At 40.2% G+C, this 18,955-nt stretch carries 20 protein-coding genes; 11 read left to right on the top strand and 9 right to left on the bottom strand.

What is annotated here, in order from left to right; all coding sequences use genetic code 11:
* Positions 1-303: 303 nt before the first annotated feature.
* The 4 genes from PING_RS03240 to proV all read right to left on the bottom strand — a co-directional run bounded on the left by PING_RS03240 (position 304) and on the right by proV (position 4,123).
* Positions 304-732, bottom strand: a complete 429-nt coding sequence (locus PING_RS03240; protein WP_011769025.1) for a MarR family winged helix-turn-helix transcriptional regulator — start codon at positions 730-732, stop codon at positions 304-306.
* 113 nt (positions 733-845) lie between these two features.
* On the bottom strand, positions 846-1,853 hold the full coding sequence (gene proX, locus PING_RS03245) for a glycine betaine/L-proline ABC transporter substrate-binding protein ProX (RefSeq protein WP_011769026.1): 1,008 nt from the start codon (positions 1,851-1,853) through the stop codon (positions 846-848).
* A gap of 9 nt (positions 1,854-1,862) precedes the next feature.
* A complete protein-coding gene (gene proW, locus PING_RS03250; protein ID WP_011769027.1) occupies positions 1,863-2,933 on the bottom strand; it encodes a glycine betaine/L-proline ABC transporter permease ProW in 1,071 nt (356 codons plus the stop codon).
* A gap of 2 nt (positions 2,934-2,935) precedes the next feature.
* Positions 2,936-4,123 (bottom strand): glycine betaine/L-proline ABC transporter ATP-binding protein ProV, encoded by a 1,188-nt coding sequence (gene proV / locus PING_RS03255; RefSeq protein WP_011769028.1) that lies wholly within the window; start codon positions 4,121-4,123, stop codon positions 2,936-2,938.
* Positions 4,124-4,665: 542 nt separating this feature from the next.
* Here proV and PING_RS03260 point away from each other — a divergent pair.
* The 4 genes from PING_RS03260 (at position 4,666) to PING_RS03275 (ending at position 8,184) form a co-directional block, all read left to right on the top strand.
* The gene (locus tag PING_RS03260) at positions 4,666-5,625 is read left to right on the top strand and encodes a KpsF/GutQ family sugar-phosphate isomerase (RefSeq protein WP_011769029.1); all 960 of its coding nucleotides are present in this window, start codon (positions 4,666-4,668) and stop codon (positions 5,623-5,625) included.
* A gap of 66 nt (positions 5,626-5,691) precedes the next feature.
* Positions 5,692-7,653 (top strand): YdbH domain-containing protein, encoded by a 1,962-nt coding sequence (locus PING_RS03265; RefSeq protein ID WP_157035298.1) that lies wholly within the window; start codon positions 5,692-5,694, stop codon positions 7,651-7,653.
* On the top strand, positions 7,653-7,841 hold the full coding sequence (locus PING_RS03270) for a YnbE family lipoprotein (RefSeq protein WP_011769031.1): 189 nt from the start codon (positions 7,653-7,655) through the stop codon (positions 7,839-7,841). Before PING_RS03265 ends, PING_RS03270 begins: the two co-directional genes overlap by 1 nt.
* A gap of 28 nt (positions 7,842-7,869) precedes the next feature.
* A complete protein-coding gene (locus PING_RS03275; protein ID WP_011769032.1) occupies positions 7,870-8,184 on the top strand; it encodes a YdbL family protein in 315 nt (104 codons plus the stop codon).
* A gap of 61 nt (positions 8,185-8,245) precedes the next feature.
* On the opposite strand, the gene PING_RS03280 is transcribed toward PING_RS03275, so the two are convergent.
* Positions 8,246-8,512, bottom strand: a complete 267-nt coding sequence (locus PING_RS03280; protein ID WP_011769033.1) for a DUF1145 domain-containing protein — start codon at positions 8,510-8,512, stop codon at positions 8,246-8,248.
* Positions 8,509-9,120 (bottom strand): 16S rRNA (guanine(966)-N(2))-methyltransferase RsmD, encoded by a 612-nt coding sequence (gene rsmD / locus PING_RS03285; RefSeq protein ID WP_011769034.1) that lies wholly within the window; start codon positions 9,118-9,120, stop codon positions 8,509-8,511. Before rsmD ends, PING_RS03280 begins: the two co-directional genes overlap by 4 nt.
* Positions 9,121-9,256: 136 nt before the next feature.
* On the opposite strand from rsmD, the gene ftsY reads away from it, so the two are divergent.
* The 5 genes from ftsY to PING_RS03310 all read left to right on the top strand — a co-directional run bounded on the left by ftsY (position 9,257) and on the right by PING_RS03310 (position 14,257).
* Positions 9,257-10,618: a signal recognition particle-docking protein FtsY gene (gene ftsY, locus PING_RS03290; protein ID WP_011769035.1), complete on the top strand. Its 1,362-nt coding sequence runs from the start codon at positions 9,257-9,259 to the stop codon at positions 10,616-10,618.
* A 14-nt stretch (positions 10,619-10,632) separates the two neighbouring features.
* A complete protein-coding gene (gene ftsE / locus PING_RS03295) occupies positions 10,633-11,301 on the top strand; it encodes a cell division ATP-binding protein FtsE (RefSeq protein WP_011769036.1) in 669 nt (222 codons plus the stop codon).
* A gap of 4 nt (positions 11,302-11,305) precedes the next feature.
* Positions 11,306-12,292 (top strand): permease-like cell division protein FtsX, encoded by a 987-nt coding sequence (gene ftsX, locus PING_RS03300; protein ID WP_011769037.1) that lies wholly within the window; start codon positions 11,306-11,308, stop codon positions 12,290-12,292.
* 169 nt (positions 12,293-12,461) lie between these two features.
* The gene (gene rpoH, locus PING_RS03305) at positions 12,462-13,313 is read left to right on the top strand and encodes an RNA polymerase sigma factor RpoH (RefSeq protein WP_011769038.1); all 852 of its coding nucleotides are present in this window, start codon (positions 12,462-12,464) and stop codon (positions 13,311-13,313) included.
* A gap of 113 nt (positions 13,314-13,426) precedes the next feature.
* Positions 13,427-14,257 (top strand): prephenate dehydratase, encoded by an 831-nt coding sequence (locus PING_RS03310; RefSeq protein ID WP_011769039.1) that lies wholly within the window; start codon positions 13,427-13,429, stop codon positions 14,255-14,257.
* Between the two features lie 32 nt (positions 14,258-14,289).
* Here PING_RS03310 and trmA read toward each other — a convergent pair whose 3' ends face one another.
* Positions 14,290-15,387, bottom strand: a complete 1,098-nt coding sequence (trmA, locus tag PING_RS03315; RefSeq protein WP_011769040.1) for a tRNA (uridine(54)-C5)-methyltransferase TrmA — start codon at positions 15,385-15,387, stop codon at positions 14,290-14,292.
* A 139-nt stretch (positions 15,388-15,526) separates the two neighbouring features.
* Here trmA and murI point away from each other — a divergent pair, with 139 nt between their 5' ends.
* A complete protein-coding gene (gene murI, locus PING_RS03320) occupies positions 15,527-16,333 on the top strand; it encodes a glutamate racemase (RefSeq protein ID WP_011769041.1) in 807 nt (268 codons plus the stop codon).
* A 42-nt stretch (positions 16,334-16,375) separates the two neighbouring features.
* Here the strand turns inward: murI and PING_RS03325 are convergent, their stop codons facing one another.
* Together PING_RS03325 and PING_RS03330 are read right to left on the bottom strand one after the other, a co-directional pair.
* Positions 16,376-17,560: an NnrS family protein gene (locus PING_RS03325; RefSeq protein WP_011769042.1), complete on the bottom strand. Its 1,185-nt coding sequence runs from the start codon at positions 17,558-17,560 to the stop codon at positions 16,376-16,378.
* A gap of 61 nt (positions 17,561-17,621) precedes the next feature.
* Positions 17,622-18,065 carry an RrF2 family transcriptional regulator gene (locus tag PING_RS03330; RefSeq protein WP_011769043.1) on the bottom strand — a complete coding sequence of 148 codons (444 nt, stop codon included), beginning with the start codon at positions 18,063-18,065 and terminating at the stop codon, positions 17,622-17,624.
* Between the two features lie 292 nt (positions 18,066-18,357).
* On the opposite strand from PING_RS03330, the gene PING_RS03335 reads away from it, so the two are divergent.
* On the top strand, positions 18,358-18,906 hold the full coding sequence (locus PING_RS03335; protein ID WP_041766857.1) for an HPP family protein: 549 nt from the start codon (positions 18,358-18,360) through the stop codon (positions 18,904-18,906).
* The last annotated feature ends 49 nt before the right edge of the window (positions 18,907-18,955 follow it).

An 18,955-nucleotide genomic window follows, 5' to 3' on the forward strand; every position in this document is an offset into this window, starting at 1 on the left:
TTTTCAGCGGCCTAGATTTTTTTTTTAGTATTAAACCTTTGTTTGGTCATAAACAAATAAAACCAGACTACCGATACGCAGAAAGGTAGGGTTTTCTTTGAATATTGGGAAAATGTAATAGTATTAAAGTGGGTAGAGATTAAGGGGCAAGGTGTTTATAGCTGCCCATAACAGTCTAAGGCTTTAGGAAGGGCGCTGTCAGTGTGCCCTATAGGCTAAATAAGTACAGCAGTTAAAAGCCAGTGTTAATATTCAAGGCCAAAAAATTTTAAAATAAAGTATTAAGAGTTTTGATCTTGAGCGCTAGTTCGGAGCGTTCATCATGCTTGATAAACGTTGTAATGAAGACAAAATAAGGCTTTGTTCCCAAAGTTCCAAGGACTGAAATTTTTCCAGAAAATCAGGCTGCAATATACCGGGTGCTTCCGCTAACATTTTATGACCGGACTCGGTGAGCCGGGCGTGTACTTTACGTTTATCCTGTTGATTGCGTATACGCACTACCCGCCCGCTATTTTCCAGCCGATCGAGAATGATTGTGGCTGTTGCCTGGCTCATACTGTTCTTTTCTGATAATTGACCAATAGTCACATTATCATCGAGTTGAATCGTACGCATTAACATTAATTGTGGGCTGGTCAGGCCAAAATCTTTACTCATTTTTTTGGAATGCAGATCGATGGCACGCATAATTTGTCGGAGAGCCACCAAGACTTTATCACTGGTTTCCATTGGACACTCCTCTTCCTGGAATACAGAGGCTAGCGCAGTAGCCTCTGTTTTTTCACTTTCTCTGACTATTTCTTATTTGTAGCAGATGATTATTCTGCTAGATAGCTTTCGAACTACATTGCCGCTTCCTTGGCAGTTTCAATCCAAGCATCAAACTGTTTCTGATGGGCTTTGATCCAACCATCGGCATGGGCATTAATATCTTTTTGCGTATTTGCCCCTTTTGCCATCATTCCATTTTCAGCACTGATATCATTGATATTGAGCTTCATAATAGCAAACAATTCAGCTGCTGCAGGGTTTGCATCAGTAAATTTCTTGTTGGCAACTATGTGCATGGAGTTCATTTGGAAACCGTAATTTTTTCCATTAGCCAGTGTAGTATCAACATTGCTGCGCTCGCCTGGAAGTGATGAGAATGGGACTTCTAACCACACCACATCTTTACCGGGAACCAATACACCACTTACCCAGTAAGGAGTCCAAGTGTAGTAAAAGATGGAACCCCCTTTATTATAACGGGCGATAGTATCTGCGATAATGGCCGAATAGTTACCCTGGTTATGATCTACTGTTTCACGCAGGCCAAAAGTATCAAGTTGGTGTTCGATAACGCCTTCACAACCCCATCCCGGGTTACATCCGGTTAAGTCTGCTGTGCCATCGCCATTAGCATCAAAGTGTTTGGCAATTTCCGGATCTTTAAGTTGTGCAATATTGGTAATATTATATTTGTCGGCGGTTTTTTTATCAATCAGATAACCTTGTCCTGCACCCTTGACATATTCACCTTTGCGGTAAAATTTTTCGTCGCCGCCTGCGGCTGCGTATTTATCTTTGTGCAATGGATTCCAGTTGTCCGCTAAATAGGTGGCATCGCCTGCTGCAATCGCAGTGTAAGCAACGTTATAGGAAACCTCTTTAGTTCCTTTGACAGTATAACCAAGCGCCTGCATTGCTTTGTTGACAATTAAGGTCTGAAAAGTTTCTTCCGCAATGGTGGATTGAATCGGTTGAACAGTAATACCATCGCCTGGCAGGTTTTCAGCCCAGACAGCGGATGACAGGGTTGCTGAAACAGCGATTGCCGTTGTAAGTATTGTCTTTCGTATATACTTCATTTTATTCTCCTAGTTTACAGTTTTATTGTGGTTAAGTTTTTTTAACAGTAAATAAATCAATGAAACGGGGCCTGTTTGATACCAGCGCGTTTTTTGATCGCGTTTGTTTTTACCTATGGTTTGCGTAATACGATCAAGCAAGATAGCAAGAATAACAATCCCAAGACCACCGACAGCCGCCAGACCCATATCCAGTCGTCCAATCCCGCGTAACACCATTTGTCCCAGACCACCGACGGCAATCATAGAGGCTATCACCACCATGGACAGCGACAACATGAGAGTTTGGTTCACTCCGGCCATAATAGTGGGCATTGCTAAGGGGAGTTGAATCCGATAAAGCATCTGTTTCGGGCTGGCACCAAAAGCGTGCCCTGCTTCGATCAGCTCTTCCGGTACTTGCTGAATACCTAGAATAGTCAGACGGACAATGGGTGGTAAGGCGAAAATAATAGTCACCACAACACCCGGAACATTACCGATACCAAAGAGCATAACAATAGGCACTAAATAGACAAAAGCGGGTGTGGTTTGCATCGCATCAAGCATAGGTCGAATTATTTTCGCGGCTGATTGACTTCGAGCCAACCAGATCCCTAAGGGTAAGCCCATCAAAAAACAGAAAAATACTGAGGTCATCACCAGTGCGAGTGTCACCATCGCTTGTGACCACGCGCCGACCAGTCCAATGATAATCAAAGAGAATAAAGAGGTAATTCCCATTCGGGGTCCGGCTAGTTGCCAGGCAATCAAGGCTAAAATAAGTAACATAATCGGAGCGGGCGTTGATACCAATGCACTTTGAAATGAAGTGAGAATCAAATCAATCGGGACACGGATTGCCTGAAATACCGGACGCCCGTGAACCACTAACCAGTTAAGCCCGGTCTCAACCCACTGATCAAAAGGCATAATAGCCTCCTGGAAGGGATGCAACCAATCAAAAGGCTCGGCTTCGGTGGCAACGTTCAACCAATCATTCGCGGTTGATGTTGCGGAGGAGGCCGTCGTCCATGGATCGGCCGGCGCTGCTGCACTGGCCCAAGGGTCAGCGGCTTGAGTTGTTGTTTCTGTTGCCATGATTATTCCCTATCTAAAATTTTTAATAAGCGTGATTTAGTGATCACCCCGTGGTAGGTGCCATCTTCAGCAACAACGGGTACGGCATAACGCACGTCAGCTACCTGGCCAATTAATTCGCTGACCGAGACATCGGGTTTGATGGTGGTGATATTTTCGAGCAGTGCGCTGCTGAGTGTATCCTGATTTTTTTTCGCGATACGTAAAGAGTCCGTTGAAACAATACCCGTGAAACGGTTGGCACGATCAACAACAATTCCGAAGTCACGCTCACTATCGAGCAGTAACTGCATCGCAACGGCAGGGCTGTCATTTTCATGTTTCTTAAAGACGGCAGCCGGTGTTTTTTTGGCGATATCCTTAGCACAAAAGACAGTGGCCACATTGACACCACTGAAAAAGGAGCTGACATAGTCATTCGCCGGATTCTGCAGAATATCATCGGGTGTACCGACTTGGACGACGATACCGCCCTGCATAATAGCAATACGATCGCCGATGCGCATGGCTTCATCTAGATCATGTGAAATAAATACAATGGTGCGTTTATCGTCATTTTGCAGGCGGATCAGCTCATCCTGCATCTCGCATCGAATCAAGGGGTCAAGGGCCGAGAAGGCTTCATCCATCAATAGAATATCCGGGTCATTGGCTAAGGCTCTTGCCAATCCCACCCGCTGTTTCATACCGCCGGAAAGTTCATCGGGATAGGATTCACAATGCATTTCAAGACCGACGCGGGTGAGCGCTTCACGTGCGGCTTTATGACGTTCATCAATGTCAATACCGCTCAGTTCCAAGCCAAATGCGGCATTATCAATGACATTCATATGCGGCATTAAGGCGAAGTTTTGGAATACCATAGAAATGTGCTTGCGACGAACTTGACGCAGCTCTTCTGTTGATATGCTAGCAATATCTTTACCCTGAAATAAGACTTTACCACTGGTGGGTTCGATTAAACGGTTTAGAAGGCGGACCAGGGTTGATTTCCCGGAACCAGACAATCCCATAATAACGAAGACTTCTCCTTTCTCAATGGTCAAAGAAACATTGTTGACCCCGACAGTAAGCCCGGTCTTTGCAAATATTTCATCTTTATCGAGCCCCTGCTCAATCAAAGGGAAAGCTTCTTCTGGAGACGGTCCAAATACCTTGTAGAGGTTTTGAACTTCTAACAGAGTTGACATGAATAACATCCTTTATAGAGGGTCATCAGGTGATGACACAGGTGATAAAACTATTAGTACTCTAATCATTTTAACTGTCGAACTCAAGTTAAAATAGATTATTTACCAAGAATTGCCTGTCTTGACCGGTTTTTTTAGCTGTTTAAAGCTGTTTTTTCGTACTGAATATATCTATAGTTGGCGATAAAAAAGCTAAATCAGCGCTTTGATGTGCACTAAGGTGGGATTTGCTATGAATATCAGGATCTTTTTATCAACATTGAACATGAGTAAAAAAGAGAGAAATTAGTTATCGTTAAAATTACTTATAACAAGAGAGACAAAGGCTAAAACGTCAGCCCTGCAGGGAGTGACTGCTGATTGCTTATTAATTATATTACAAAAACAGCGAAAGTGATGTTTGAATAGCCAGATAATTAAATAGGTTAAATCAAAAAGCGGTGAATATTCATGGCTTTTTAGTCGCACTATAGGTACTAACTTTTTCTGTTAAAATACAACCACAGGCGTAGACTTAGCTGAAATAATCCTGAGGTTTGTATATGACACAATTTACTTTATCAACGTCCCAATTAATTAAAGAAGTTCGCACTGTATTTGATGTGCAAAGCCAAGCACTAACCTCCCACAGTCAGCGTCTTGGTGATGAATATCTGCAAGCGTTAGCATTAATGAAAAACTGTACAGGTCGGATCATTGTTTGTGGTATGGGGAAATCAGGGCATATTGGTAAAAAAATATCAGCCACCTTGGCGTCGTTAGGTACGCCTTCTTTTTACATGCATCCCGGCGAAGCATTTCATGGTGATTTAGGCATGGTGACGCAAAATGATCTCCTTTTGCTTATCTCATACAGCGGTGAAACAGATGAATTGCTTAAAATCATTCCATCCATTCAGCACTCCGGTAATAAGATAATCTCCATTACTGGCGGTTTAAATTCTACTTTAGCTAAAAACTCCGATGTTGTTTTAGATGCAAGTGTTGAAAAAGAGACTTGTCCGAATAATTTAGCCCCGACAACATCCACTACTTTAAGTTTGGTGATTGGCGACGCGTTAGCCTCGACCTTAACCTTAGAGAAAAACTTTAGTCCAATGGATTTTGCACGTTTCCATCCGGGGGGCAGTCTGGGTAAGCGATTGCTCACTTTTGTTAAAAATGAAATGCGCACTGAAAAATTACCCTTAGTGCAAGCGCAAACCTCTTTGACGGATGCCTTGATGGTAATGACAGAAACCCGCACCGGTCTTGCGCTAGTCATGGAAGAGGGCAACCTGCAGGGGGTTATCACCGATGGTGATGTACGTCGATTCTTGATTTCAGGCCAAAGCATTGCAGACTGTACTGCGCAACAATTAATGAACAGCTCGCCTTGTTTTATCTCTCCGAATGCGCGTTTAACCGAGGCTGAAGAATTGATGCGTGAAAAACATATTAAGTGGCTGGTGGTGAGTGAAGATGGTAAAAAACTTGATGGTATTATTGAGTGGGTGCAATAAGTCTTTGTGAGTGTGCTTTGCAGCAGAAAGTTTTATCTCATTATTTTTTTCAGCTATGGTTTGCTGTTGCTAAGCAAACCATTAGCGAATGCCAATGAGTTGAAGGAAATGACGGAACAAGAGTTGTCATTCTTAACCTGGCTTCCTCTTCTGTCGAGCAGTTTAAAACGTTTACAACCGGATATTCACTGCCCGCAAAATCAGATGACTGATATTCAAGTGATTAAAGAAAAAGATAAGATCAACAGCTCTATCGGCTCGATTGATTGGGACTTAAACTGTCAACGCTCTAATGCAGGGCAAAATCCCTCACTAACCTTAAACAAATCTCAAACGACTTCTCAACTCGCTCAGCTCTTAACATTTCTGGCGCGATTACCCGATACTGAGATAATGGTTAAATCGGTTAATTTGAGATCAGCACGGCTTAAGAAAAAACTGTCATTTAATGTGCATCTCAACAAAACCAAACAAGCGGTGTTTATTCGCTTATCAAATGAATCCGGGCAGCTAACGGTCAATGTGGATCTTTTAAAGAAAGAGCTTCATTTAAAGACAGTATTTAAAGCAGAAAAATTTATTCAATATATTAAACTGCCGGAAGCTTACTTTGATTTAATTAAAGGGTCATTCACCTTCAGCTATTCAGCCGATTTGAAAAAATGGGAACAGGGTCAGTTTGTTTTAAATTCTAGCGCAGATATGACCCTTTTAGCTGAAAAAATGGTGATGAAGTTGGTGGGAGAGTTTAATATTTTAACCGGGCAGGTGAGTTTACAGAAAATGGACTTAGGCTTAACGAAAATTAATTATGCACTAACAAATAACATCCTATTGAAAACGCCTTACGTGAAACTGACACTGCCAGAACCTGCGAGTATAAATTTATCTGACGGCATAAATATTAATACTTTACCGCTGCACCTGCGTATTGGCGGCGGTGCTATGCAAACAAAAATGGAACCACTTATAAAGTCCAGCATTCGAACTAAAACGCAGAGATTTCCACCGCTGCTTGCTAATATTAAAGTGCATGGCAGGACTAATAATCTCAATATTGACTGGTCTCTGTCTTTAATAAACAGCGCTATTGCAGGTTCCCTTAACTACCATTCCAAACTACTCACGGCGAACATAAAAAATGGACAGCTCTCAGCGCCCGTGCTTATTGATGGACTGCAGAGTTATGTGCCTGCAGTGCAAAATTGGTCTGTTGAAAAAGGGTCAATTAACTACCAGCTAAATGCAAGCTATAATTTGCAAAAAAAAACCGGTTATGTGAAAAGTTCACTGCAGGGACAGGATATCGCGGGGCAAAAAGGAACTATTTTATTTGATGGTTTGACCTTTAACAGCGATACTGATTTTGAAATTAAAAGCGCCAATGTTCATATCAAACAGGGCCAACAGCAGTTAATGGTGGATAATTTGTTTGTGGGAGTACCCATTCAGGCGATGCAGATAGATGCTCATAACAGCGCCGGAATCACTGTAATTGATGAATTTAGCGCACATTTACTAGGTGGAGAGGTCACCCTTGAAAATCTTAAAATACAACCGCAAAGTAGCAGTTCGCTCAAGCTTTCCGGTTTAAGTTTGAGCGAGATAATCAAATATAGTGCCTATCCGGCGATTACCGCAAACGGTCTCCTTGATGGTGTTTTACCTTTAACATTAACTTCCAAAGGTCTAAATATAAAAAAAGGTGTTATTTTTGCACGGGCACCTGGTGGATATATTAAGGTTCCACAGGATGACGTGGTGAAAAAAATGGCCAGCACACATCCGACATTTGCATTTACTTTACGGTTATTATCTAATTTTCAGTTTGATACTTTGCAGGGAAAGATAGGTTATACTGCAGATGGTGAAATCGATATTAACGCTGAAATTCACGGTGTAAATCCCGATGTGAGTGGTGTACAACCGGTTAAATTTAATTATTCTCATACTGAAAATATGTTAAAACTGTTGGAGAGTTTACGTTTTTCTGATGAATTAACGCGTCAAATACAGGAGAACTATTAATGTTAAAACGAATTATTATTTTATTTCCATTGATTATTATTATGTCGGCATGCACACCTCGCGTGGAGTTGGCAATGCCGAGCGAACCTATTACAATTAATTTAAATGTGAAAATAGATCATCAAATCCGGGTTAAAGTGGATCAGCAGTTAGATGAACTATTTAACGATGAAAGTGGCCTGTTTTAGACGTGATTGATAAAAATTAGGAATAAAAATGAAAAAAATTATTTTGATGATCACCCTGATGTTGAGTTTCTCGGTATTTGCCCTCGAGTTGTCCGATGCTAAGCAGCAAGGTTTAGTTGGTGAAAGAGTTGATGGTTTATTGGGCGTGGTTGAGACTTCCCTGGAAGTTACAGAACTGGTGAGTAGCATTAATGCTCAGCGCCTTGCCGTGTATAAGCAAATAGCAGAAAAAAATGCGATGACCCTTGATCAGGTATCGGTTCTTGCGGGTGAGAAAGCCATTAAAAAAACGCCTAAAGGTCAATATATTCAAAATACTGCCGGGCAGTGGGTAATAAAGTGAATGAAGACGTAACGGGGCAAGCATTATAGTGTTTGCCCTTTTATCCGGATAAAGAGTATCTCTAACTAGTCAATCGTCCTTTAAGTTCCCAAATTTTAAACACGCCAAAAAAGAAAACTTGCAGAGCATCTGCTTTGGTTAATTTTAGTTTTTCTGCAAATGCACCGTAAATAAGCAATAACTGCATGATATGCATGACTGAAATTAATCCGAGAAAAATATAAAACAGTAGTGCAGCTTGTCCGGGAAATGGAAAAAAAAGATTACCTATCAAGAACCCCCAGATTGCTAGCATTAATAATTTTCCTGATGTTATAAAATAGTTCATTTTACTCCCCGTAAATACAGTTGATAGGATACTTGTGCTGTGCTCTTTTCTTTTAATAGTTGCCAATTTTTCGGTGCTGAAAAATCATTCGACAGTGTTTCTTTTTCAATATAGATCAATGCGTTTTCGGCCAGGTAATCATTTATTTCTAAGGCATTGCAGCAGGGTTGGAGTAATCCGTTAAAGAAAGGGGGGTCAATAAAAACAATATCGAACTTTTGACATGCGGTTTGCTGCAGATAGTGAATAGAGTCAGTTTCTATCAGAGTGGCATTATCCACTTTTAGCGTTTTTAAGTTTTCACGTAATTGATTTGCAACTTGATTGTCTTTTTCTAATAAGGTCACATTTTTTGCATAACGAGACAAAGCTTCAAAAGCGAGGCTGCCACTGCCGCTAAAACAATCCAGACAACTTGCATCACGAATATCCTGCATTAACCAGTTAAATAATGTTTCTTTAGTGCGATCCGTTGTAGGTCGTAAACCCGCTTTATCTTGTACTGATAATTTCTTGCCACGCCATTTCCCAGATATTAATCGAATAAACCCACCTTTGACTGATTTTGTGCTTTTTTCGTGATATTTAACCTGATGATTTTTACCCATATAATTTTTAGTCCGACGATAAGGTGTTAATATAGAGCTATAAACGACTGTGAAAAGTTTATTTCAGTGGTTTAAGCGTTTTTAATATGCTGCTATTTTAGCAGCCTAAATTGGTTGTGAGTAAGGTTTTTAATTAATGACAAAAAAGAAAGGTCTATTTTCCTGGTTCGGAAAAAAATCAACTGAAGAAACAGAGCAAGCTGAAAAAAATGCATTACTTGAGGCGGATAAGCTCGAAGCTCAAAGGTTAGAAGCTGAGCAGCTCAAAGATCTAAAGCTTAAAGCCAAAAGGCTGGAAGCTGAAAGGCTTGAAGCTGAAAAGCTTGAAGCTGAAAGGCTTGAAGCTGAAAGGCTTGAAGCTGAAAGGCTTGAAGCTGAAAAGCTCGCAGCTCAAAGGCTTGAAGCTGAAAAGCTTGAAGCTGAAAAGCTTGAAGCTGAAAGGCTTGAAGCTGAAAGGCTTGAAGCTGAAAGGCTTGAAACTGAAAAGCTCACAGCTCAACAGCTCGAAGCTCAACAGCCCACAGCCCCGCTCCCCTCCAGTGAAAAACAAAAAACGGAAGAAAAAGCCCTCGGTTTTTTCGCGCGGTTCAAGCAAAGTTTGACCAAAACTCGTTTAAGTATCGGCAGTGGTTTATATTCTTTATTTAGCGGTAAAAAAATTGACGCGGATCTTTTTGAAGAGTTGGAAGAGCAATTAATCCTTGCCGATATTGGTGTTGATACAACATTAAAAATTATCGACAAATTAACCGCACAAGCGAATCGTAAACAACTTAAAGATGCAGAAGCATTATATACCCTATTAAAAGAGGATCTTTCCGGCATATTGCAAGAAGTTGAACAGCCTTTAGTCATAGATGAAACTAAATCGCCCTACGTTATCTTGATGGTCGGTGTTAATGGGGTAGGTAAAACGACCACTATTGGTAAATTGGCTAAAAAATATCAACAACAGGGGAAATCGGTAATGTTAGCCGCAGGTGATACTTTTCGTGCTGCCGCCGTTGAACAATTACAGGTCTGGGGAGAGCGAAACAATATTCCCGTTATTGCGCAGCAAACAGGATCCGATAGTGCATCGGTATTGTTTGATGCAATGGATGCGGCTAAAGCACGAGGTATTGATGTGTTAATCGCAGATACTGCCGGTCGTTTACAAAATAAAGAGCATTTGATGGATGAGCTAAGCAAAGTGGTTCGTATTATGCGTAAAAAAGATCCCAGTGCACCCCATGAAATTATGCTAACCATTGATGCAAGTACTGGCCAAAATGCCATAAGCCAGGCCGATTTATTTAATAAAGCAGTCGGAATTACCGGTATAACCTTAACCAAACTGGATGGCACAGCAAAAGGAGGGGTTATTTTTTCAATTGCTGATAAGTATAAACTGCCTATTCGTTATATTGGAACAGGCGAAGGAATTGATGACTTAAGAGAATTTAATGCCAGGGAGTTTATTGACGCCCTTTTTTCGAAAGAAGAAGAGATTGAATAAGGTAACAAATAATTATGATTTTATTTGAAGACGTCAGCAAAGTCTATCCGCAGGACTATATTGCACTTAACCAGGTGGATTTTCATTTAAAACAGGGGGAAATGGCGTTCTTGACCGGACATTCGGGGTCAGGGAAAAGTACTCTGCTAAGATTAATCAGCTTAATGGAGAGGCCAACGACCGGGCGAATTATCTTAGACGGTAATGACATTAGCCATATAAAAGGCAATGATATTCCTTATTTACGGCGGCATATTGGTATGATTTTTCAAGAGCACCGCTTGTTGATGAACCGTACTGTATTGGATAATGTTGGCTTACCGCTATTAATTGAAGGCTATAGCCGCTACGAAATTAAACGACGTAGTTTGGCGGCGCTTGATAAAGTCGGTTTGTCAGGAAAGGAAGAAAGCTTTCCAATTCACCTTTCCGGTGGAGAACAGCAACGAGTCGGAATCGCTCGGGCAATTATTAATCAACCTCCCTTATTACTTGCCGATGAACCAACGGGTAATTTAGATCCCAAATTATCATTAGAAATTTTAGATTTATTTAAATCACTCAATGAATATGGCATGTCAGTATTAATCGCGACCCATGATTTAGGGTTAATTGCAAAAATGCGCTATCGTACATTAACCCTTAAAGAGGGCGAAATGATCAACGATGGATTATTGAGATAACGTAATGATTAAAAAAAACATAAATAAAATCTTATCTGGCTCGCCACGTATTACCAAAGTATCTTTTGGAGGACGTCTATCCGCTGCTACTCATCAACATGCCGAGCAATTTTTTAGCAGTTTTACGGAATTATGGAAAACACCTTTTTCAACATTAATGACCATTTTGGTCTTAGGTCTGGCTTTATCACTACCCAGCATTTTTCAGGTGGCTTATAAAAATATTGAACGTGTGAACGGACAATGGGACAGTGCTTCGGAAGTGAGTTTATTCTTGAAAAAAGGATTATCTCAGCAACGCGTACAGGTGCTCATTAATAAGCTCGGGTTATATGAGGATATTGACAGTGTTACTTATATTAGCAGTCATCAGGCTTTGGAAGAATTTAAAGCGATGTCAGGCTTCTCTAAAGCGCTTGACTATCTAAGTGAAAATCCACTACCGGGCGTATTAGTTGTTGTTCCTACCGAAAAAGCAAAGAATAGCGCGGGCAGCAAGCTTTTAGTCGCTAAGCTGCAACGGGAAGCTGATATTGATTTTGTTAAGGTGGATTCTGATTGGATAGAGAAGCTTCAGGCTATTTTATCCCTTGTTGTGGACATGATTTTTGCTGTGGCAGTCTTATTACTGATAGCTGTCTTATTAATTGTCAGCAATACCATTCGCTTAAATATTTTAAATCAAAGATCGGAAATTGAAGTGTTAAAATTAGTAGGTGCTACGAATAGTTTTATACAACGTCCATTTCTGTATATCGGTGCCTGGTACGGTCTATTAGGGGGTTGTATCGCGCTATTGCTCACCTACATTATGGTACTGTGGTTGCAGTCGGGAGTAGCAAATTTAGTCGGATTATATCAATCTCAATTTAATATTTTGATGTTAAACCTAGATGAGACTATTATTTTGATTGGACTCTCTACATTTCTTGGTTTCATCGCTTCCTATATTTCGGTGAAACAATATTTAGTCAAAATCGAGCCTAAGTGACTCTAAATTAGATTAAATAAAAACTGTTCACAAATTTTTTCTTGATAATATATAATGGGCGCTGATTTTAGCCTTTCATTATTGTATAAAGATAACTACTTTATATTTATATTAATGAGCGTTAACATTTTATGTATCGGGCACGCGTAACAACATATTAAGGGTAATAATGAAGAATACAAACAATTCAATGAGTTTAGTTCCTCAAGGAAGTATTGGAGCTTATGTTCAATCCGTAAACCAATTCTCTATGCTAAGTGCAGAGGCAGAAAAAGAACTTGCTGAACGTTTGTTTCATGAAGGTGACTTAGCGGCCGCCAAAAAACTGGTCATGTCTCATTTACGTTTTGTCGTCTATATCGCAAAAAGTTATGCAGGTTACGGTCTGGCCCAGGCAGATTTAATTCAAGAGGGTAATATTGGCTTAATGAAAGCCGTTAAACGTTTTGATCCGTCAGTGGGTGTGCGTTTAGTCTCTTTTGCTGTGCATTGGATTAAAGCAGAAATTCATGAATATGTTATTCGTAACTGGCGCATGGTAAAAATTGCAACCACCAAAGCCCAACGTAAATTGTTTTTTAATCTGCGTAGAGCCAAAAAACGTCTTGGCTGGTTTAGCCATGATGAAGTTGCCACTGTGGCAGAAAATTTAAATGTCAGTACTAAAGATGTCCTGGAAATGGAGTCACGCTTAAACGCGCAGGATCAATCCTTTGATTTAAGCGACAGTGATGACGATGAAAGCGGATTTGCACCGGTGCAATACCTTGAGGACAAAAGTGCAGATGTTTTTCAGGTAGTCGCCACTGAGAATACTCAGCTGCACACCAAAAATAAACTTTATTCGGCACTTTCAACGCTTGATGAACGTAGCCAGGATATCGTAAGCTCGCGCTGGTTAAGTGAACCTAAAGCAACACTGCATGACTTGGCTGCCCGATATGGTATTTCAGCAGAACGTATTCGCCAGCTAGAAGAAAATGCGATGAAAAAGCTACAATCTAATATGGATTTAGACTAAAAAATAGAAGGTAAGTATCATGCTTACCTTTTTTGTTGGTTTTTTTTATAGTCGCTACCTTAACAAAAGCGCTAAAAGATCTCTTTGTCAGTGTAATTACTACCCGGTGCCCCATGCCTAAAATTGCTACCCTTGGTCCTAAAGAAACATTCTCCGATTTGGCTACGCAACAATATTTACAAAGCCAAAACCGTGCATATGAAATTAAATATTTTAATAGCCTTCCTGAAACCTTTGCTGCGATCGGTAACGATTGTGAAATGGGGGTCTTGCCAATAGAGAACCTGTCCGAGGGATATGTCCAAGTCGTATTAGACCATCTTTTTGATACGAACTTAGTGGTCATTTCTGAAATTTTATTACCGATTCGATTTTCTTTTGTCGCGTCCTGTGCAAACTTGTCAGAGTTGACGGATCTTTATGTGCAGTTTGTTGCGCATGGTCAGTGTTCTGAATTTATTGATAAGTTAGGTAATATCAAAGTGCATAATACCCAAAGTAATATTGAGTCTTTACTCCTTGCACAAAAGCATGGTGACGGGGCCGGTGCCATTATCCCCCAACATGCTTTAAATATGGCTAAAAATCAGACGCTTATTAGGGGAAATGTCACCAATTATAAGAATAATCAAACTCGGTTTCTGGTATTAACCGATAAACCACAACCGCGCCTGGCTGAGCAACAGTATAAAACAACGTTAGTAGTTAAAAATGAAAAAGATTCTCCCGGTGTTTTGGGCAATATTGTGGCTGCGTTTGCGGAACAAAAAGTGAATCTCACTTCAATTATGTCACGGCCAACCAAATCAGAATTTGGTAAATACCACTTCTTTATTGATATTGATGGGCACCAGGAAGATCCTGATGTGGATCGGGCACTGCAACAAATAATGAGACAGCACCCGGTTACTATTCTTGGCTCCTATATCAAAGCATCAAAATAAAAAGTGAAGTAGGATACAGGCAGCTGTTTCGCTTATCGTTTAACCAAATAAACACCCGCTTCGCTGTGGTAGGTATAAGGGAATTGGTCAAATAAAGCAAAACGTTTTATTTCATGTGTTTTGCTAAGGACTTCCAGGTTACGCGATAAGGTATCCGCATTGCAGCTGATATATAAAATATTGTCGTAGTGTTGCACCATCTTGACCGTTTCATCATCAAGGCCCGATCTGGGCGGATCAACCAAAATAGTATTACATTGGTAATCACTTAAAGTGATCTCTTTTAAGCGATAAAATTCACGTTCGCCATTGATTGCCTGAGTAAATTCTTCAGCAGACATACGAATAACAGTGACGTTATTAATACCATTTTGGGCCATATTAAACTGCGCTGACTCAACCGATGGTTTTGCTATCTCAGTGGCTAAGACTTTATTAAAGTTTTTCGCCAGTGCCAATGAGAAGTTACCATTACCGCAATAAAGCTCCAGTAAGTCACCTTGGCTATCGCGGGTACAGTCAATTGCCCACTCCAACATTTTTTCGCAGACCTTTGCATTTGGTTGGGTAAAGCTATTTTCAATTTGTTGATAAAACAGTTTATTGCCATCAACCTGTAATTCTTCGATCACATAATCGTAATCGAGCAATATCTTTTGTTTTCTGGCACGACCAATAAAGTTGATATCAAACTGCTTTAATAATTCAGCTTTAATACGCTTTGCTTCCACCAGCCAGTTATCGTCAAGTTGTTTGTGATAAAGCAGGCTTACAATTACCTGACCTTTTAAGTTAGATAAAAAATCAATCTGAAACAGTTTATAACGCAGTATCTCGGACGATTTTACTAATTCAAGCAAGACAGGCATTAAGTTATTAATTAATTCACTTGCCGGGGGGAATTGCTCCACGCGGAATTTTTGTTTGGTCTTTTTATCAAACATAATGTAATAAAGTTCATCACCATCATGCCATACGCGAAGCTCAGCACGCATCCGATAATGTAATTTGGGTGATGCAAAACATTCCAAAGCCGGCGGGTTAAAGATGGCAAATTGTTTATTAAGATGCTCTTTTTTAGCGGCTAACAGTGTTTCATAATTTTCAGGATCAACAAATTGCAGAGTCATTTTTAACCTTTTGGTGGCAGATATAAGGGCCGAATGTTAAAGTAGCAGCCGTAGCTTGGCCAGATAAATTCATTTTATTTCTTAATTTATTTATAAAAGGTTAAAATAGTCCGGTCGATAAAATTTAAATGGATCAATAATGTCAGTAAAACAGGTGCTTATATTTGACTCCGGTGTAGGGGGGTTATCTGTCTTTGATCAAGTGAGAAAACAGTCACCGGGGATAAAATGCTTTTATCTATTTGATAATGCATATTTCCCCTATGGTGAATTACAGGCTGATTTTCTTATTCAGCGTTTAATGAGTTTACTGAGTTCATTTTTGGGCAGGCACAAAATTGATTTGATTGTGATTGCCTGTAATTCAGCCAGCACAGTTGCATTACAGTATTTGCGTGAATCTTTCTCTATTCCCATTGTAGGTGTGGTACCGGCAATTAAACCCGCAACATTTTTAACAAAAAATGGGGTGATTGGTTTATTAGCCACTCCCGCGACTATTAATGGTGCTTATACCGCTCGACTAATTGATGAATTTGCAGCCGATAAGCAAGTATTGAAAATTGGTTCAACGCAATTGGTTAAACTGGCAGAGTTAAAGCTGCAGGGGAAATTAATACAGCAGGCAGATATCGAAGGGGTATTAGCAGCCTGGTTAATGTTAGACACAATGCCCGATACCATAGTCTTAGGTTGTACTCATTTTCCTTTATTAAAAGCGGAAATTTTCCGCTGCTTCAAAGATAAAATTAACTTAGTGGACTCGGGTAATGCGATTGCGCAGCGGGTAACCCAACTGCTTGGGGAAAGTGAGATGACAGCAAAAGAAAATACCCATCAAGCTTATTTTACCAAGGTTTATCAGCTTGATGAATCCACTAATTTCAGCGCCTTGCAGCGCAGTTTTTTAGCTTACGGTTTTAACTCATTACAGCTGTATATTTAATCTGCATTTAAAACGTTGCGTAGGACATGATAATAATAAATTTCACAGCCGAGGTTTAGTTAAAATTGGGAAATAGAGCGCCACAAAGCAGCCGTAACCAATCACCCAAAAACCAATGGCGATGGAAATAACGTGGCTATAGTTAGCGACCCAATAACTGCCAAAAACGCGCATAATAAAGGCCAAAATTAGAGCGATAAAAGCCATTGTCATCACTTTACCAACAACCATATTTCTGCCGGTATGACCTAATGAAACGCGTGAAATCATCGCCAGAATCATGCTTGCCATAGCGCCAATCGTTAACGTATGAATCGCCTGTGAGTGGCTGACCGATGCCGTTATTTCTGATAAGCCAATCATCAACAGGCCGATCGCAATGCACCAATAGCTTAGATGCAGAGACCAAACTAAAGGTGTTTTGAAGGTTACCCAACTTTTCCAACGAAAAACGCGTAGTGCATTAGCACTTGCTGCGACAAAAAAGATAACTGCGATCAAAATTGAAGGTAGTGGAATAAAATTAAAGGAGGTTAATACAGCGAGTAACGTGCTGCCTATAACAAGTTTCTCAAGCCAAGCGATAGACATTACCCGGGCCGTTTTTGTTCCATTGGCGGTGAACATGGGAAATACTCTGCCGCCCATAATACACATCATCAAGGTCACCAGTAAAATCATTGCACTACTGGCTGTTCCCATTAATTGCAGATTTTGAGAGATGATACTGTAATGCATCATAGCATTAGTGGCGGCCATTATTAATAATATTGGGATAAACAGAAGGTTGCGCCAGAGCTTAACGCTGACAATCGGGTAAGCTAATATTATCGCCGCCACAGGCAGAAAGGCGATATCCACAATAGCGATAAGCGAGTGAGAAAGGCTGTTGGGAAAGAAAAATAATACTCTAGCGGTTAGCCAGAGAGCAACGATAAGCAACAATCCTTTACCATGTAAACCCCGTACTCCAGTCCAGTTTTGTACCGCAGTTAATAAGAATCCAACAATAATAGCGGCCACAAAAGCAAATAACATTTCATGCATGTGCCACCACAGGGGACCGCCATAAAGATTCAGAGCAATATTTCCGGTTAATATACCATTCCATACTAACAAACTGAAAATGCTAAACAGGGAAGCAAGTAAAAAAAAGGGGCGAAAGGCGAATTCAAAAAATGCCATGTCGGGTTTAGGATTACTTTTAGGGTTTGAAATATTGATCATAATGAAAGTCTCAATGTCATCTAACAGTTAATTTTTCGGTTTATATCTGAATAATTTCAAGTTATAAAACATTAATATCCAGTAATTCGCCTAGTTCGGTTTGTCTCTTCACAGCCACTAAATCAGCCAAAGTATATTTGTCCAGAGTGTTAAAAAAGCTCTCTTGCGCTTCGGCAAAAATACCTTTTAATTGACAACTTGGGCTGATCACGCAGTGGTTATTATCACTAAAGCATTCTACTAATTTGTTGCTGTCTTCCATTTCCCGTACCAGGCTGCCAATATTAATATCACCAGGATCGCGGTTTAATTTAATGCCGCCATTTTTTCCGCGAATCGCTAATAAATACCCTTTAACATTAAGTTGTTGAACAATCTTCATCAGGTGATTTTTGGAAATGTGATAGCTTTGGGCTATCTCATTAATGGTACTTAGCTGATCGTTATTGATGGCTAAATAAATCAATATGCGCAATGAATAATCGGTATAACGGGTAATGTGCATTGTAAGTACCTTGTCAGGTATTAATAAAAGATGTATTTATTTTACATCTTTTAGGGTTATTGTAAAATAGTTTTCCAATAAAAAGAGTCACACAATCATTGATTACAAAAAACGACTTGTGAACAGTGTTATTTTCTTGACTGTTTTTCGCTAAGGCAATAGGGTCATAAGGCTGTAAGGCTGTAAGGCTGTAAGGCTGTAAGGCTGTAAAGCTATAAAGCTATAAAGCTATAAAGCTATAGTGCTATAAGGCTCTAAGGCTCTAAGGTAATAGGATAAGTGGCAAAATATGATCAGAAAATATTTTAAAAAAATGCAGGGGGGAGGATTCAGTCCACCCAGAAAACCATTAAGCAAAATTGGATGGTCATGGTTAGGGGCATTTATTGGGATCTACCTGATTGCAATATTAAGTAAATATAGTTATGAAAATTTACACAACAGTTTGTTTTTAGTGGCTTCATTTGGCGCATCGGCCGTATTACTTTATGGCGCCCCGCAGGCCGAACTCTCACAGCCACGTAACCTGCTGGGTGGACACATTATTTCTGCCGCGACAGGGGTAGCGATTTATAAACATCTCCCCTTCGACGTGACACTATTGGCAGCCCTTGCCGTTTCGCTTTCCATCTTTGCTATGCATTTTACTCGTACTTTACACCCACCCGGCGGTGCTACCGCACTAATAGCGGTTATTGGTGATCCGGAAGTACACAGCCAAGGCTACTTATTTATCGTCTTTCCAATATTGAGTAGTGCGATAATTTTGCTTGTCGTGGCGCTTTTTGTAAATAATTTATCGGGTCATCCGCAGCGACATTATCCAAGGTACTGGTTGTAGTGTTATTAGGCTGTTATCTTTGATGATTAATTCCTTTTCTATAATGCTG

This window comes from Psychromonas ingrahamii 37, assembly GCF_000015285.1.
Taxonomy (GTDB): Bacteria; Pseudomonadota; Gammaproteobacteria; order Enterobacterales; family Psychromonadaceae; genus Psychromonas; species Psychromonas ingrahamii.